Consider the following 14,944-nt stretch of genomic DNA (forward strand, 5'->3'; position numbering starts at 1 on the left):
TCCTTACCACTTAATTAAAGTATCAAATCATTAAACAATAAAATGTTTATATAAACTAATGTTTAAACTGTTTAAATAAAATATACGCCGATGATGATTCGAAGTCAATAGGGAAATTCAGCACAAGAGGCTAGTTCACTTGCATATCAGGCATATCTTGCATATAATAACTGGTACATATATGTGAAATGCTTTGACGGAGAAGAGTACGCAGTGCTTCTTGACAGGGAGGGAAAGCCGATGATTGAGAGCTATCCCCGAGAATCAGGCTGCTGAAGTTCGCTCCCGAGCAGTCCTTTGAACAGAAGCATATTATCAGCTTCTCATTAGAGGGAACCGGACACATCGTCCGTTATCTGAAATGAAGTGAGAATTGTTTATTTGGCTTATTTGCCAGTGAACGAATCTAATTAGGGTGGTACCACGACTTTTCGTCCCTTGTGAGGGAGCGGAAAGTCTTTTTTGTGTTTTCATTTAGGGTGATTCAGGGGCCTAATTCAGGAGGGATTTCGATGAAAGAGCGGTTAGAAGCTTTAAAGCAGGAAGCGCTGCTGGAGCTAAGCGGCGTACAAAGTCAGCAGGAGCTGAACGATTTACGTATTAAGTATTTAGGTAAAAAAGGACCATTAACCGAGGTATTACGCGGTATGGGCGCATTAAGTGCAGAAGAGAGACCAGTTATCGGCCAAGTAGCGAACGACGTTCGTGCAGCGATTGAAACTGTTATTGAAGAGAAGCAAGCAGCGTACCAACAGCAAGAAACCGAGAACCGTTTGCGTGCGGAAATGATTGACGTAACACTGCCAGGTCGCCCGTCGCAGCAAGGCGCTGTGCATCCTTTAAGCAAAGTTATTCAAGAAATTGAAGACATTTTCATTGGAATGGGGTACACCGTAGCTGAAGGTCCGGAGGTAGAGCAGGACTACTACAATTTTGAGGCGCTTAATCTGCCGAAGGATCATCCAGCTCGCGATATGCAGGACTCATTCTATATCACGGATGAGATTCTAATGCGTACACAAACCTCCCCAGTTCAAGTTAGAACAATGGAGAAACGCAAAGGGGAAGTTCCGATCAAAATCATTTGTCCGGGCAAAGTATATCGCCGCGATGACGATGATGCAACACATTCCCATATGTTTACCCAAATCGAGGGTCTGGTCATCGACCGTAACGTACGGATGAGTGATCTGAAAGGCACGTTGCTTCAATTCGTTCAAGAAATGTACGGCAAAGAGACGAGAATTCGCTTGCGTCCAAGCTTCTTCCCATTCACAGAGCCTAGCGTTGAAGTTGATGTGAGCTGTGCAATGTGTGGTGGCGTTGGCTGCCGTACTTGTAAACAAACGGGTTGGTTAGAAATCCTCGGAGCGGGCATGGTACATCCGCGCGTTCTGGAGATGGGTGGATATGACCCGAAGGAATACACGGGATTTGCATTTGGAATGGGCGTTGAGCGCATTGCGATGCTGAAATATGGTATTGAAGATATTCGTCATTTTTACACGAACGATTTACGGTTCTTAAAGCAATTCTTACACTTGTAAGCATCAGGAAAAGGAGGGGTTAAGCATGAAGGTTTCTTATCAATGGTTATCGGAATATGTAGATGTATCAGGCTTCACAGCCGAGGAATTAGCAGAAAAATTGACCCGAAGCGGCATCGAAGTGGATATCGTGGAAGATCGCAATAAGGGTGTAACGAACGTAGTCGTTGGATTTGTAAAATCACGCGAAAAACACCCAGACGCAGATAAATTAAGTGTATGTATCATTGATGCCGGACAAGGCGAAGACTTGCAAATTGTTTGCGGGGCGAAAAATATAGATGCAGGACAAAAGGTTCCTGTAGCCATGATTGGAGCCGTGCTGCCAGGCGGACTGCAAATCAAACGTGCTAAGCTGCGCGGCGTAGAGTCACAAGGCATGATTTGTTCAGCCAAAGAACTTGGTCTGAACGACAAGCTGCTGCCAAAGGAAATTCAAGAAGGTATCCTGGTTCTGCCTGAAGATACCGAAGTTGGCAGCTCGATTCTTGATGTCCTTGCTATCAGCGACAAGGTATTAGAGCTTGACCTGACACCGAACCGCTCCGATTGCTTGAGCATGCTCGGAGCAGCGTATGAGATCGCAGCGATCCTGGGGCGCGGCGTCAAACTGCCTGATGCGGAAGCAGCGCACGGGGCTGCTGGAACTGCCGCAGTGAAAGCTGCTGACCGCATCAGTGTGAAGATCACAGCGACGGAGCAGTGTACGCACTACGCGGCTCGCCTTATCGAAGGCGTACGCGTAGGCACTTCTCCGCTATGGATGCAGAACCGTTTGATGGCGGCTGGTATCCGCCCGATCAACAATATCGTAGACATCACGAATTTCGTGATGCTTGAATACGGCCAACCGCTTCACGCTTTCGATGCTGAGCAGTTGAACAATGGCCACATCGATGTTCGCCTCGCTGAGGCAGGCGAGAAGCTCGTCACGCTCGACGATGTGGAGCGTACGCTAGAGCCGCACATGCTGCTCATTACGGACGGCACGAAGCCGGTAGGGATTGCTGGTGTTATGGGCGGCGCTAACTCCGAAGTGACAGAAGGCACAACACGGATTCTTCTTGAATCCGCCAGGTTCGCAGGCAGCTCTGTGCGCCGAACGTCGCGCCAGCTAGGGCTCCGCTCGGAAGCGAGTCTTCGCTTCGAGAAAGAAGTGAACCCGGAAGCGGTGATTCCGGCATTAAACCGTGCTGCTGCGTTAATGGCTCAGTACGCAGCTGGTCAAGTCGCTGACGGCATCGTCCAAGCCATAGCAGGCTCACACAAGCCGGTCAGCATCGAGCTTGCTGCTAACCGTGTGAATAATTATCTTGGCACTGAACTTTCCTTGGTCGAGATGGGTCAAATCATAGAGCGCCTGCACTTCACTTTCGAGCAGGCAGGCGAAGGCAAGCTGCTCGTGCATGTGCCGAGCCGCCGCGGAGACATCACACGGGATGTCGATTTGATCGAAGAAGTAGCTCGCCTTTTCGGCTACGACAACATCCCTACAACTTTAATGACCGGCGTGACGACGCCCGGCTCCTTGACCAAAGAGCAGTCGATCCGTCGTATCACTCGGAATCTCCTGACTCAAAGCGGACTGCATGAAGTCATCACTTATTCCTTCACACAGCCGGATCAAACCGTTTCTCTGCCGGGTCTATACCCAGCGGCGAAGCCGATCTCGCTCGCGATGCCAATGAGCGAGGATCGCAGCCAACTGCGTACTAGCTTGCTGCCGCATCTGCTAGACGTTGTTAGTTACAATCGTAACCGTACGATGGATGACGTGGCTATTTTCGAAATCGGCAAAGTATTCATAACAGATGAGTCTTCACTTACAACTTTGCCGCAAGAGAAGCTTCTCCTCTCCATTGTATTGACAGGCAAACGCCGTCAAGCACATTGGGCGCAGAAGTCTGAAGCTGTCGACTTTTATGATATCAAAGGTGTTTTTGACCGCCTTGTAAGCTACCTAGGAGTTACAGGACTCACCTATAAATCTGCTTCACCAGATGGATTCCATCCGGGCCGAACAGCTGAGCTCCTATTAAACACAGCTGAAGGTGAGCAGGTACTAGGTCGAATCGGCCAACTGCATCCTACAGTCCAACAGCAACGTGATCTTGATGACACTTACGTCCTTGAGGTCGAACTTTCTCCAATCTTAGAAGCTGCTGGAGATGCAATTGTATATAAATTGCTGCCGCGTTATCCGTCCATTGGGCGCGATCTGGCTGTAGTAGTGAATGCTAGTGTACCAGTAGGTCTAATGGAACAAACAATCACCGAAGTTGCCGGAGACTTGTTAGAATCGATTCAAGTATTCGATATCTATACAGGAGAACGTTTAGGCGCAAACCGCAAGAGCGTAGCGATTGCTTTAGTATACCGTCACGCGGAGAGAACACTGCTGGATGAAGAAGTAACAGAGCTCCATGCCAAAGTAGTTCAAACCCTAGAACAACAATATGAGGCAGAGTTAAGAAAATAGTGTAACTTTCATTTAAGTTGCAGGAAAACAGGCTGGTCTTATCGAAATTACACTCGATAGGGCCAGCCTTTCATCTAAGGGAGGATATAAAAAAGTGAACGCTGAAGATAAAACGAGGATTACCGTTGATATATATGGTCACCAGTACAAATTAAAAGCAAGCACCAGCACCAATTACATGAAGCGAGTTGCTGAATACGTGAACGACCAGATGCTTCGTATTGCAAAGGGCTACCCGCGGCTAGATTCACAGAAAATCGCCGTTCTGGCTGCCGTAAACATGGCAGATGAGTGCTTCCGTATGAACGAAATCATGGAAGAACTGACCAAAACCCAAAAGAACCAAGAAGCGACCAAAGCTGCCTATGACAAATTAATCGTTAACTTTAATGAATTGAAACAAGAATACGAGCAACAACAGACATCCATTACTGAACAAAATGCTAAGCTAGTACAAAGTAACCAAGCGCAAGAGCAAATGAAACAAGAAGTGCAGAAAGCAAAACAAGAACAAGAGCAATTGAGGCAACAACTACAACAAGCTAAGCAACAGCAAGAGCAAGATAAACAACAGGAAGAGCAAGTTAAACAACAACAAGAGCAGAAAGCTAAACAACAGCAAGAACAAGCTAAACAGCAGCAAGAGCAAGTCAAGCAACAACTAGAACAAGTCAAACAACAACTAGAGCAGGAAAAACGTCAACAAATACAAGTAAGACAACAGCTAGACCAAGAAAAACAACAACACCAACAAACAAAGCAACAATTCGAACAAGAGAAACAACAAAAGGCACATCAGCTTCAAAAGCTCAACGAACAACACAGAGTCGAAAAACAGTCTCTCTCAGAAATCCACTTGCAAGACAAAGAAATGTTAAATCAACAGTATCAACAAGACAAAGTAACACTAATGCAGCAACATTTGCAGGATAAAGAAATCATCAACATGCAACATCAAGAAGAGATCATTAAGCTTTCGAATCAGCGTCTAGCGGAAAAGGAAATACTCGTTAATCAACATCAAGAGGAACTAGAAAACATCACAAACCAACATCAAACAGAACTTGAAACAATTACAAGTCAACATCAAACAGAACTTGAAACAATTACAAACCAACATCAAACAGAACTTGAAACCATCAAAAACCAACAACAAGCGAGAATAGATACCATTACGAACCAACTTCAAGAGAAAATAAATACAGTTTCAAACCAACTTCAAGAAAAAATAAATGTAATTACAAATCAGCATCAAGAAGAAATAGAAACTCTCACAGCCGCGCACCAAGAGGAAATAGAAACACTCACCGCACTTTATCAGGACGAGGCAGAAGCCAAGATTCTGCGTTTTGAGCAAGATAAAGGCAACCTAGTTGGGGAGTTCCAAGAACGGCAAACAAACATTATTCAACAACTTGAAGACCAAAAGTCAACCATTATTACACAATATCAAGCTCAAATTGATGCCTTATTAGAGCAGCAGCAACTAGAACGAAGAGCCCTTTCTCAACATTTTGAAGAAGAAAAAGAACGGATTTTAGCCCAGGCCCGTAGAGAAAAAGAAGAATTAATGCACCAAAGCTTGAATGATGAAGCTCAGCAAAAAGAACTTCAAAACATCAAAGAAGAGTATAAAGAACTACGCGAGGAATATGCTAAACTGCAGAATGAATACAATGAGTGGATCGAACTTGTAGAAACAGACAGCCCTGGCAGGTAATCCACAGTGACACTGAATACATTAGACTATGTCATGTTGTCGATAGTAGCTTTAGGTCTGCTGCTAGGTTACTTTAGAGGGTTTATTGCTCAGATTGTTTCGCTCTCAGGTTTTGTTCTCGCCTACCTCGTTGCATTTTATTTTTACAAGGATTTTGCCCCTCTGCTTAGAAACGCAGTTTCACTGCCAACCTATCAAAGTTATCAAAAATATGAATTTATCGTAAAAGGCCTTAATCTGGAAACCTATATCTTGAACGCTTTAGCCTTTGCTATATTGTTTTTTGGCGTAAAATTCGCACTAGTCATCGTAGGCAGAGCGCTTAATATTCTAGCAAAAACCCCAGGCCTGAACTTCATCAACCGTTGGAGCGGCGCATTGTTGGGCTTAGCAGAAGCACTTTTGATCATCATTATAGCCGTCAATGTTATCACCATCATGCCCTCAGATGGACTTCAAAAGCTGCTCTCAAGCTCAACCATAGCTCCATATTTAATTAACGAATTGCCCAATATAGCAGGAAAACTTCAAGAACTCTGGAAACAAGGAATCCCCCTATAAAAGCTGTCTACATTTCTAACATAGAAAGGGCAGCTTTTATCAATTCACCACGTAGCTCAATGCCACTACAAGTACCAGCACTCCTCGACATACATCCACTAAACATATAAGATTCTGTAGTATCTACAAAGCCACAAAATAACATCACTACAACGACAACCATAAAGGACAACGTCATCACTACCAGGACAACGATAAACGACAACGACAACGACAACGACAATGACAACCCGGCAATAACACCAAAAACACACCGAAAATGACAGCGTCACCACCACAACCACCACAATCGCAATCGCAATCGCAATCGCAATCACAATCACAACGGCAACGACAACGACAACGACAACGACAACGACAACGACAACGACAACGACAACCGACATTAACACCAAAAACACACCGACAATGACTGTGACACCACCACAACAACCACAACGGCAACGACAACCCGACAATAACACCAAAACCACACCAACAATGACTGCGACACCACAACCACGACCAAATTAACAACCGCAACCGCAACCGCAACCGCAACCGCAACCACTATCTCTAACGAGCATCGCAAGCATTACTCTAGAAATGAGGCTATTCGAACAGATAACTTCTAAATTTACGTTTTCTGTAGTATCAACAATCATCAAAAAAACATTGCCGATGCCTTAAACCATTCTTGTCCCTGACGGAGATGAGAGCGGTACTACTTACAAAAATTCCGAAAAGATAACTTCAAATTATTGATATTGATGAGTCGATAGTTAATTTTATACATTGTAGATACTACAGAAAATGAATATTCATTGATATTAATATCAGAAGCATAAACTTCTTTACATACAAACAAATGTTCTGTATAATACAAATATAGGAAGTTATTCAGGACGGTATTATAATTGAAAGGGGTCACTTCATGGATGCATATTTATTTGAATCGTTGGATGACACTTTCAAGACGGAGGAAGATTGTGTAAGATTTTTGACGAAAAGACGGTGGGCGGGTGGGTTTTGTTGCCCGAGTTGTGGTTATCATTTATTTTATATAATTAAAACTCGCAATTTATTAGAGTGTAAAGAATGCCGTACGCAATTTCATTAACGGCTGGAACGGTTATGCATAAATCTAAGCTTTCCTTGATGCTTTGGTTCAAAGCTATACGAGCATTGATCCAAGATGGCGAAACTTATTCAATTGCAGCGTTTGCGAGCTTGCTTGGAGTAAATTATCGAACTGCTAAGTTGATGCTGGAGAAGCTGCAACTAGCTTTATATAAGCAATACTCACGCATGGGTTCGGGTGCGGACAGAATTCGCAAACAAAAAGGAGAGTCCAACCAAAATAAAAGAAAGCATGCAACTTTTAACTCTCGAAAGATCAACACCAACTTTTGTACGTATATGTTCACAAATTCTAAGAAAATAAAGTATGTTGAGGATGTTTTGTTTAGAAAGTGGATGGATGCTTTCTTATCCGTTTATTTGTTTCCTGTCTATTTAAGGTATTGTCAAGTTCTTTGACGTAACGTTATTATCACTTATAAAAAGCATGAATGAACTGCTTCAACGAGCACGCGGTGAAAGTTTGAAGTGAAATCAGAGGAACTGTTACATCATCATGCACATACAAAAAAGCCTTACCGCATTAATGCCGCGATAAGGTCTTATGAATAGATGATTGACTTAAATTATTCAACAATCAAGGTTGTTTTCATATTAGCGTGACCGCTGCCACACATGACGGAACAGTTAATTGGGAAAGAACCCGCTTTATCTGGCGTAAAGGTAACTGTTTTGTTGCTGTTATCGAGGTTTATTTTGAATTCTTTAATGGATGCACCATGAACGCCTTGAGAATTTTCAAGCGTAATTGTAACGGGCTCACCTTTTTTGACCCGATATTCGGATTGGTCAAATTTGAAGTTAGTGGCTTTCAATAAAACTTGCTGGCCAGCAGCTTGTGTAGTAGCTGCGGGAGATGTAGAGGATTGTGCTGATTTCGTATCTTTGTTTCCGCATGCGGCTATCGCAATGACTAAGACTATTCCCATAAAAAGAACAAGTAATTTTTTCATGTATACCCCTCCGAAATTGTATTGGTTTCCCTCATCATTGTACACGACCTCTTCAAAAAAAACAGTGACAAACTCGTGAAAGAAATAGTTAAAAGAAAAGATCGGTCCGGCGAGTGAATACGCGGCAGACCGATCTTTTTTTGGCTTTAGCATGGATATCAGTTATCGAAACTGATAGGTTTTTATCGACGATCTTCTCTTCCTGTGATCCCTTGTTCAAAGGGAGTTTTCACAGGGATGAATAGGTCGATGATTCCAATGACTAAAGCAGCTAAAATGGCACCTATTATGCTCGTAGATACATTACTCACTACAAACTGGGCGGCCCAAATGACAAGAGCGCTCACCAGAAAGCCTACGATTCCCCTGCCAAAGGGAGTGATTTGTTTGCCGAAGATCCCTTCAATGATCCAAGCAGCAACAGCAATAACCAAAGCTAGAAAAAATGCGCTCCAGAAACCGCCGACTTTAAACCCTGGAACTAACCAGCTGACAAACATTAAAACCAAAGCAGAAACAATAAACCTTACCAGATGTCCGAGAAGATGCATCTCGTGAACCTCCTTCTTTTTGTGATGAGAATAAGTTCTCGTCACAAGAAGTGATTTTTTGCAAACAATGCTTGGTGTGTCTAAGTCTTACAAATTCCTTTTGGCAGGTGGATAGGTGCACAGCTTAGTGTATCCAAATGGGGTGAATATTATGGTAGGCAGCATCTTCCATATAACGATTGTCTCCGTAGCTAATCAGGCTTGTTTTGGTTTATAATATAGGGTAGAGAAATGAGGTTGGGATAGTTGAATAAGAAAATAATTAAAACATTAGATTATCAGAAGATTTTACATAAACTAGCTCATCATGCGTCTACTTCGCTTGGTAAGGATGTCGTGGAAAAGCTTGAACCTAAGGGTGATTTTGAACTCGTCAAGCTTCGGCTTCAAGCAACTGATGAGGCTGTTAATGTAGAGCGATTGAAGGGGAATGCCCCTTTTGGTGGGATTCGTGATATTAGATCTTCTTTGCACAGGGTTAGAATTGGCGGGATGTTAAATCCTATGGAGCTGCTCGATATTTCGACGACGATGTTCGGTACTCGCAGGTTGAAGAGATTTGTTCTTGCGGTTCATGAAGAATACGCGATTCCTATGCTCAAAGGGCAGGTTGAATTACTCACAGAAAATAAACCATTAGAAGATAAAATTAATAGTTGTATTGATGAGAACGCTGTTGTTGTTGACGGTGCAAGCCCTGAACTGGGACGTGTGCGAAGTGAACTACGCACAGGTGAAGCAAGAGTCCGCGAGAGGTTAGAGCAAATGCTTCGCAATTCATCTGTTCAGAAAATGTTACAGGACGTATTGATCACTATTCGAAATGACCGTTTTGTAATCCCGGTTAAATCGGAATATCGATCCAGCTTTGGCGGGATGATTCATGATCAGTCAGCTTCGGGTGCGACGCTATATATTGAGCCAGATGCTATTGTTCAATTAAATAACAAAATTCGTGAATTAAAGTTTAAGGAAGAAGTTGAGATTGAGAAAATTTTACGCGCACTGAGTGAGCTCGTTGCTGAACAAGTGGAGATGCTTGTGCTGGATGTGGAACAGTTGGCTGAGCTTGATTTTATTTTTGCTAAAGCTGGTCTAGCTAGGGAACTGAAAGCTACAATGCCTAGGTTAAATGATCGAGGCTTCATTAAAATAAAGCGAGGCAGGCATCCCCTTATCGCGGCAGATTCCGTTGTGCCGCTTGATTTGGAGTTGGGCAATGATTTCTCACAAATCATTGTAACCGGGCCTAATACAGGAGGTAAAACTGTCTCTCTCAAAACAGTGGGACTCCTTAGTTTAATGGCGATGTCAGGGCTTTTCGTACCTGCTGAGGAAGGCAGTCAGTTATGTGTGTTCGATGCGATTTATGCGGATATTGGTGATGAGCAGAGCATCGAGCAGAATTTGAGTACTTTTTCGAGTCATATGACGAATATCATAAGCATTTTAAGAGATATGACACCAAAGAGTTTGGTTTTGCTTGATGAACTTGGAGCGGGTACAGATCCTGCTGAGGGTTCGGCTTTAGCGATTTCCATTTTGGATTATATTCATCAAATCGGTTGCCGAATCATTGCAACGACGCACTATTCGGAGTTAAAGGCTTATGCCTATCAAAAGCAAGGTACCATTAACGCAAGTATGGAATTTGATATCCAAACACTAAGTCCGACTTATCGCTTACTTGTAGGTGTTCCTGGTCGAAGTAATGCGTTTGCGATTGCAGAGCGTCTGGGGTTATCTAAGCGCATTATTGAGCATGCACGTACACAGGTGGGCGAGGAAGATAAGCGCGTCGAATCAATGATCGCGTCACTTGAAGAGAACCGCCTGATCGCGGAAGCTGAGCGCCAAAGCGCTGAGAGGATGCGACGAGAGGCGGAAGAGATGCGCCTAACGTTAGAGGCTCAGCAGGCCAAGTTCGATGAGCAGCGAGATAAGCTGCTCGAGAAGGCCGAGCGCGACGCGCGTGAGGCTGTCGCCAAGGCGCGCCGCGAGGCGGATGAAATCATCGCCGAGCTGCGGCGCATGGCGCAGGAGGAAGCCGGTGGAGTCAAGGATCACCGGTTGGTAGAAGCGAAGCGCCGCCTCGATCAGGCGGCGCCAGAACTGCGCGAGAAGCAGGTTCGCGCGGCGAAGAAGCGGCCAGAGAGAATCGAGGCCGGTGATGAAGTACGTGTCGTGACCCTGGGTCAGAAGGGTCACGTCGTAGAGATTGTTAGCGCCACAGAAGCAACGGTGCAGTTGGGAATTATGAAAATGAAGGTCGAGTTGTCAAATCTCGAGAAGATCGGCAGCACGGCTCAGAAAAAGCCAGCTCATCAGGTAGCTACAACCGTCAAAAGAACACGAGATGACAACATCCGGATGGAACTGGATATGCGCGGTCTCAACATGGAGGACGCCCTGATAGAGGCTGATCGATTCCTGGATGAATCTTTCTTGGGCAACCTGGGTCAAGTCTACTTAATTCATGGGAAAGGAACAGGTGTGCTGCGCACTGGCATGCAGGAATACTTGCGCCGTCATAAGCATGTGAAGAGTTACCGAATGGGGAATTACAACGAAGGCGGAGCAGGAGTTACAATCGTCGAATTGAAATAACTTTTAATTTTTTTCATCTTTTTGAAACTCATTCTTTGGGACTGCGTATGTAATATGTGTAAGCACCGGTGATTAAAAAAATAAGCATTCGTAATACCCAAATTTTAAAATACATGTTTTTAAACCTTAGGAGGAATTCAAAAATGGGAATTTTTAAAAGACTTCGCGATATGACAATGGCTTCGGTAAATGACTTGCTGGACAAAGCAGAAGATCCTATTAAGATGTTAAATCAGTTTCTACGTGACATGGAAGAAGATATCATGGAGGCTGAGGCTGCAGTAGCTAAGCAGATCGCAATTGAGAAGAAATTCAAGCTTCAGTTTGAAGAATCCGAAGAGATGGTTACTAAGCGTACTGAGCAAGCTATGAAAGCTCTTGAATCAGGCAATGAAGACCTGGCTCGCCGCGCACTGGAAGACAAGAAAGAGCACCAAGGCCGTTACGATGAATTGAAACGCCAATATGATCTTGCGAAAACGAATGCTGATCAACTTCGCAGCCAATTGACGGAAATGAAAGACGAGTTCAACAAAATGAAAAACAAGAAGGATTTGTTGATTGCTCGTGCTGAAACAGCAAAAGCTCAAAAGCAAATCAATCAAGCGATGTCTGGTTTTGGTACGGACAATGCAGCTAAAGGTTTTGACCGTATGAGCGAGAAGGTGCTTCAAATGGAAGCTGAAGCGCAAGCAAGCGGTGAAATCCGTGCTAAAAACCGCAGCTTAGATGATGAGCTTGACAAACTGGGCGGAAGCAGCAGCGGAATTGATGACGAATTAGCAGCTATGAGAGCAAAGCTTGCTGAAAAAAAACAATCCTAATGCTATACTAATAGTACCTGCGAGAGACTGAGTCAAACTCAGTCTCTTCTATCTTTCGCGAAGGAAGGCAGGAGACGATATGAACGAAGAGGTGGATGTATTGCTAAGTAACCCGTATTTATCGACGCTTGCCTTTTTTGCAGTTGCTGTAATCGCGCTTGTTGTATTTCTAACGATTTTTGAAATGGTCACCAAATATGATGACTGGGCTGAGATCAAAAAAGGCAACTTATCTGTAGCAATGGCTACAGGTGGGAAGATTTTTGGGATTTGTAATCTGTTCCGATTCGCTATCCTAAACAATGACACGATGATTCATTCCCTCATCTGGGCAGGGTACGGATTCTTGCTTTTGTTGGCTGCCTACTTCATTTTTGAATTCTTGACGCCTTATTTCAAAATCGATGAAGAAATCAAAAAAGATAACCGCGCTGTAGGTTTCTTGTCTTTGACGCTATCTGTCTCCCTTTCCTATGTGGTCGGAGCTTGTGTAACTTAGAATCATACATAATCTTGGAGGCATGAACAATGAAATACCTGTGGGGCACTTTGTTTGCCATTGCATTTGTATTTATGGCAGCAGGGGTTTATTATTTATTGAAATATGCATGAATGCATTAGGTTGGAGGATTACGTAATGAGCAGCAATGAAGAAATAGTATGTCCATGGTGCCAAACAGAGATCGTTTGGGATCCGGAAATTGGACCTGAGGACGAATGTCCGCACTGTTTTAATGAACTGAATGATTATAGGAGCATCGATTTAAAGGTGAAACAAACAGGTCAACCGCTCCGCTTTGATGAACAAGAATATGCCGATTCGGATGAAGATTTGTCATTAGCTTGGGATGATTCGGATGAACCTCTCGATAAATACGGAGAAAAAGTTCAACATATTACTGACGAACAAGAAGAGGCGCCAGAGTGCTCAAGCTGTCATGAACTGTTGTTGTTTGCAGGTACTGAGGTCACGAGCGGCTCCTCTTTCACTCCTGTTATTCCCAAAACGTTAGGAAGTGCTTTCCTAACAGGTCCCTTTACTTCGAATGTCTTTGTATGTCCGTCTTGCTTTAAGGTGGAGAAAATCTTATCTGATACAGATCGACTGCTCATGGTTGAACGTATTAAATCGGAGTAGCGGTGGAACCGAGTCCTTTATGGATTCGGTTTTTTTATATGCCTAGCCTCATATTTTCACTCGATTGGGGAAGCTTAACAAGAGCTATTTCGATCAGTGGGGAAAGGTGAGGAGGAGTATGCAAAAGAATCAGAGTAAGCCGTTTGTTCAACAAGGCAGGGCAAAGGATGGCACTAAAGCTAATTATTTTGAAAACCGTGGAAGAGGAACCGTCGAAATTAAAGGTTCACAAAAGAAAGGTCGGCTAGATGCACAGGCGATTCTTTTACTGATTGTTCACTCGTTATTTGGCAGTGCAAATGCTTTGTCGGGTACTTTCGTTGGTGTGTATTTGTGGAAGGCCAAAAATGACTACGCTTTAATCGGTTGGTTTACGTTAACAACGCATTTAACAATGGCGCTTACTTTTTGGTTGGCAGGGAAATGGGTGAAGGAACACAATAAAATGAACTGCTTACGCCTCGGGGTAGCATTTTCAGCGGGCTTTTATATGCTGGTATTGTGGCTTGGAGCAAGCAGTTTTCACTATTTTGTCTGGTTAGGGATGGTACAGGGGATTTCAGCTGGCTTATTCTGGGTTGCTTTTAATGTTGTTTATTTTGAAGTGACGGACCCTGATAATCGAGATCGGTTCAATGGTTGGGTAGGGCTATTGGGTTCTGGCGCAGGAATAATCGCACCATGGATCTCAGGTTTACTAATAGTGAGTCTGGGAGATGGCGCTGGGTATCGGTTAATTTTTTCCATCTCGTTAGGTATCTATTTGTTAGGCGTGATTATCAGTTTCTTTTTGAAAAAACGGAAAGTGCAAGGTACCTACGAATGGTTATTTCCCTTCCGTTGTCTAAGACAAGCTGAGACACCTTGGAAGCGCGTGTGCTTAGCATTGGTATTTCAAGGCGTACGAGAGGGTGTCTTTGGTTTCATGATTGGACTACTCGTCTACATATCCACATCAAGTGAAGCGAGCTTAGGGAGTTTTGTACTGATTACTTCTGCGGTATCATTAGTGAGTTTCTGGGCGGCGGGACGATTTATTAAGCCGCGTTTTCGCAAGATCAGTATGTTGATTGGCGCTGCTATGATTGTAGCCGTTATTATTCCTTTCTTTTGGAAAATGGGGTATGGCACTTTACTTATTTTCGGCATAGGAGCTTCGCTCTTTTTTCCGATGTACTCGGTGCCTATGGTGTCGGCTGTATTCGATCTAATTGGTTCAAATGAAGTGAGCGCTAAGCAGCGGGAGGAATATGTTGTTCTTCGTGAGCTTTCACTTAATGTGGGGCGTGTGTGCGGTGTGCTCCTATTCATTTGTGTCATTTCGTGGAGCACGGCGCCGCTTGTAATAAACGTACTGTTATTAATCATTGGCAGTTCATCGCTGTTCAGCTGGTACTTCATGAAGAAGCAGTTAACTGTAATTAGAACTTGACATCTTTCACGCT

At 43.8% G+C, this 14,944-nt stretch carries 14 protein-coding genes; 11 read left to right on the forward strand and 3 right to left on the reverse strand.

The features are described from left to right. The first annotated feature begins 512 nt into the window (after positions 1 to 512). The 4 genes from pheS to ASD40_RS19325 all read left to right on the forward strand — a co-directional run bounded on the left by pheS (position 513) and on the right by ASD40_RS19325 (position 6,307). Positions 513 to 1,547, forward strand: a complete 1,035-nt coding sequence (gene pheS / locus ASD40_RS19310; protein WP_057304785.1) for a phenylalanine--tRNA ligase subunit alpha — start codon at positions 513 to 515, stop codon at positions 1,545 to 1,547. Between the two features lie 25 nt (positions 1,548 to 1,572). Continuing rightward, on the forward strand, positions 1,573 to 4,026 hold the full coding sequence (gene pheT / locus ASD40_RS19315) for a phenylalanine--tRNA ligase subunit beta (protein ID WP_057304786.1): 2,454 nt from the start codon (positions 1,573 to 1,575) through the stop codon (positions 4,024 to 4,026). Positions 4,027 to 4,120: 94 nt separating this feature from the next. Beyond that, positions 4,121 to 5,746 carry a cell division protein ZapA gene (locus tag ASD40_RS37310; RefSeq protein WP_057304787.1) on the forward strand — a complete coding sequence of 542 codons (1,626 nt, stop codon included), beginning with the start codon at positions 4,121 to 4,123 and terminating at the stop codon, positions 5,744 to 5,746. A 6-nt stretch (positions 5,747 to 5,752) separates the two neighbouring features. After that, positions 5,753 to 6,307 (forward strand): CvpA family protein, encoded by a 555-nt coding sequence (locus ASD40_RS19325; protein ID WP_235549311.1) that lies wholly within the window; start codon positions 5,753 to 5,755, stop codon positions 6,305 to 6,307. Between the two features lie 98 nt (positions 6,308 to 6,405). On the opposite strand, the gene ASD40_RS19330 is transcribed toward ASD40_RS19325, so the two are convergent. Next, a complete protein-coding gene (locus ASD40_RS19330) occupies positions 6,406 to 6,699 on the reverse strand; it encodes a hypothetical protein (protein WP_156390113.1) in 294 nt (97 codons plus the stop codon). A gap of 521 nt (positions 6,700 to 7,220) precedes the next feature. Between ASD40_RS19330 and ASD40_RS39425 the strand changes: the two genes are divergently transcribed. Both ASD40_RS39425 and ASD40_RS19335 read left to right on the forward strand, forming a co-directional pair. Further along, positions 7,221 to 7,406 (forward strand): transposase, encoded by a 186-nt coding sequence (locus ASD40_RS39425; protein WP_082562299.1) that lies wholly within the window; start codon positions 7,221 to 7,223, stop codon positions 7,404 to 7,406. After that, positions 7,385 to 7,825: a hypothetical protein gene (locus ASD40_RS19335; RefSeq protein WP_057304789.1), complete on the forward strand. Its 441-nt coding sequence runs from the start codon at positions 7,385 to 7,387 to the stop codon at positions 7,823 to 7,825. The genes ASD40_RS39425 and ASD40_RS19335 overlap by 22 nt, the downstream gene beginning before the upstream one ends. A 167-nt stretch (positions 7,826 to 7,992) precedes the next feature. On the opposite strand, the gene ASD40_RS19340 is transcribed toward ASD40_RS19335, so the two are convergent. Next, the gene (locus tag ASD40_RS19340) at positions 7,993 to 8,379 is read right to left on the reverse strand and encodes a cupredoxin domain-containing protein (RefSeq protein ID WP_057304790.1); all 387 of its coding nucleotides are present in this window, start codon (positions 8,377 to 8,379) and stop codon (positions 7,993 to 7,995) included. 182 nt (positions 8,380 to 8,561) lie between these two features. Further along, positions 8,562 to 8,930 (reverse strand): phage holin family protein, encoded by a 369-nt coding sequence (locus ASD40_RS19345; RefSeq protein WP_057304791.1) that lies wholly within the window; start codon positions 8,928 to 8,930, stop codon positions 8,562 to 8,564. A 246-nt stretch (positions 8,931 to 9,176) separates the two neighbouring features. On the opposite strand from ASD40_RS19345, the gene ASD40_RS19350 reads away from it, so the two are divergent. From ASD40_RS19350 to ASD40_RS19370, 5 genes are all read left to right on the forward strand, one after another. Further along, complete coding sequence (locus ASD40_RS19350; RefSeq protein ID WP_057304792.1) at positions 9,177 to 11,537, forward strand: endonuclease MutS2; 2,361 nt, start codon at positions 9,177 to 9,179, stop codon at positions 11,535 to 11,537. 143 nt (positions 11,538 to 11,680) lie between these two features. Beyond that, the gene (locus tag ASD40_RS19355) at positions 11,681 to 12,361 is read left to right on the forward strand and encodes a PspA/IM30 family protein (protein ID WP_057304793.1); all 681 of its coding nucleotides are present in this window, start codon (positions 11,681 to 11,683) and stop codon (positions 12,359 to 12,361) included. A gap of 79 nt (positions 12,362 to 12,440) precedes the next feature. Further along, on the forward strand, positions 12,441 to 12,860 hold the full coding sequence (locus ASD40_RS19360) for a DUF350 domain-containing protein (protein WP_057304794.1): 420 nt from the start codon (positions 12,441 to 12,443) through the stop codon (positions 12,858 to 12,860). A 138-nt stretch (positions 12,861 to 12,998) separates the two neighbouring features. Beyond that, positions 12,999 to 13,499 (forward strand): hypothetical protein, encoded by a 501-nt coding sequence (locus ASD40_RS19365; protein ID WP_057304795.1) that lies wholly within the window; start codon positions 12,999 to 13,001, stop codon positions 13,497 to 13,499. Positions 13,500 to 13,617: 118 nt separating this feature from the next. Continuing rightward, positions 13,618 to 14,931, forward strand: coding sequence for an MFS transporter (locus tag ASD40_RS19370; RefSeq protein ID WP_057304796.1), 1,314 nt, complete (start codon positions 13,618 to 13,620; stop codon positions 14,929 to 14,931). The last annotated feature ends 13 nt before the right edge of the window (positions 14,932 to 14,944 follow it).

Origin of the sequence: Paenibacillus sp. Root444D2 (assembly GCF_001426375.1) — a bacterium.
Classification (GTDB): Bacteria; Bacillota; Bacilli; order Paenibacillales; family NBRC-103111; genus Paenibacillus_E.

What these genes read in the sequence shown, in the direction of transcription:
- pheS (WP_057304785.1), top strand. Translation starts at nt 513, where the DNA reads ATGAAAGAGCGGTTAGAAGCTTTAAAGCAGGAAGCGCTGCTGGAGCTA.
- pheT (WP_057304786.1), top strand. Translation starts at nt 1,573, where the DNA reads ATGAAGGTTTCTTATCAATGGTTATCGGAATATGTAGATGTATCAGGC.
- ASD40_RS39425 (WP_082562299.1), top strand. Translation starts at nt 7,221, where the DNA reads ATGGATGCATATTTATTTGAATCGTTGGATGACACTTTCAAGACGGAG.
- ASD40_RS19335 (WP_057304789.1), top strand. Translation starts at nt 7,385, where the DNA reads ATGCCGTACGCAATTTCATTAACGGCTGGAACGGTTATGCATAAATCT.
- ASD40_RS19340 (WP_057304790.1), bottom strand. Translation starts at nt 8,379, where the DNA reads ATGAAAAAATTACTTGTTCTTTTTATGGGAATAGTCTTAGTCATTGCG.
- ASD40_RS19345 (WP_057304791.1), bottom strand. Translation starts at nt 8,930, where the DNA reads ATGCATCTTCTCGGACATCTGGTAAGGTTTATTGTTTCTGCTTTGGTT.
- ASD40_RS19355 (WP_057304793.1), top strand. Translation starts at nt 11,681, where the DNA reads ATGGGAATTTTTAAAAGACTTCGCGATATGACAATGGCTTCGGTAAAT.
- ASD40_RS19360 (WP_057304794.1), top strand. Translation starts at nt 12,441, where the DNA reads ATGAACGAAGAGGTGGATGTATTGCTAAGTAACCCGTATTTATCGACG.
- ASD40_RS19365 (WP_057304795.1), top strand. Translation starts at nt 12,999, where the DNA reads ATGAGCAGCAATGAAGAAATAGTATGTCCATGGTGCCAAACAGAGATC.
- ASD40_RS19370 (WP_057304796.1), top strand. Translation starts at nt 13,618, where the DNA reads ATGCAAAAGAATCAGAGTAAGCCGTTTGTTCAACAAGGCAGGGCAAAG.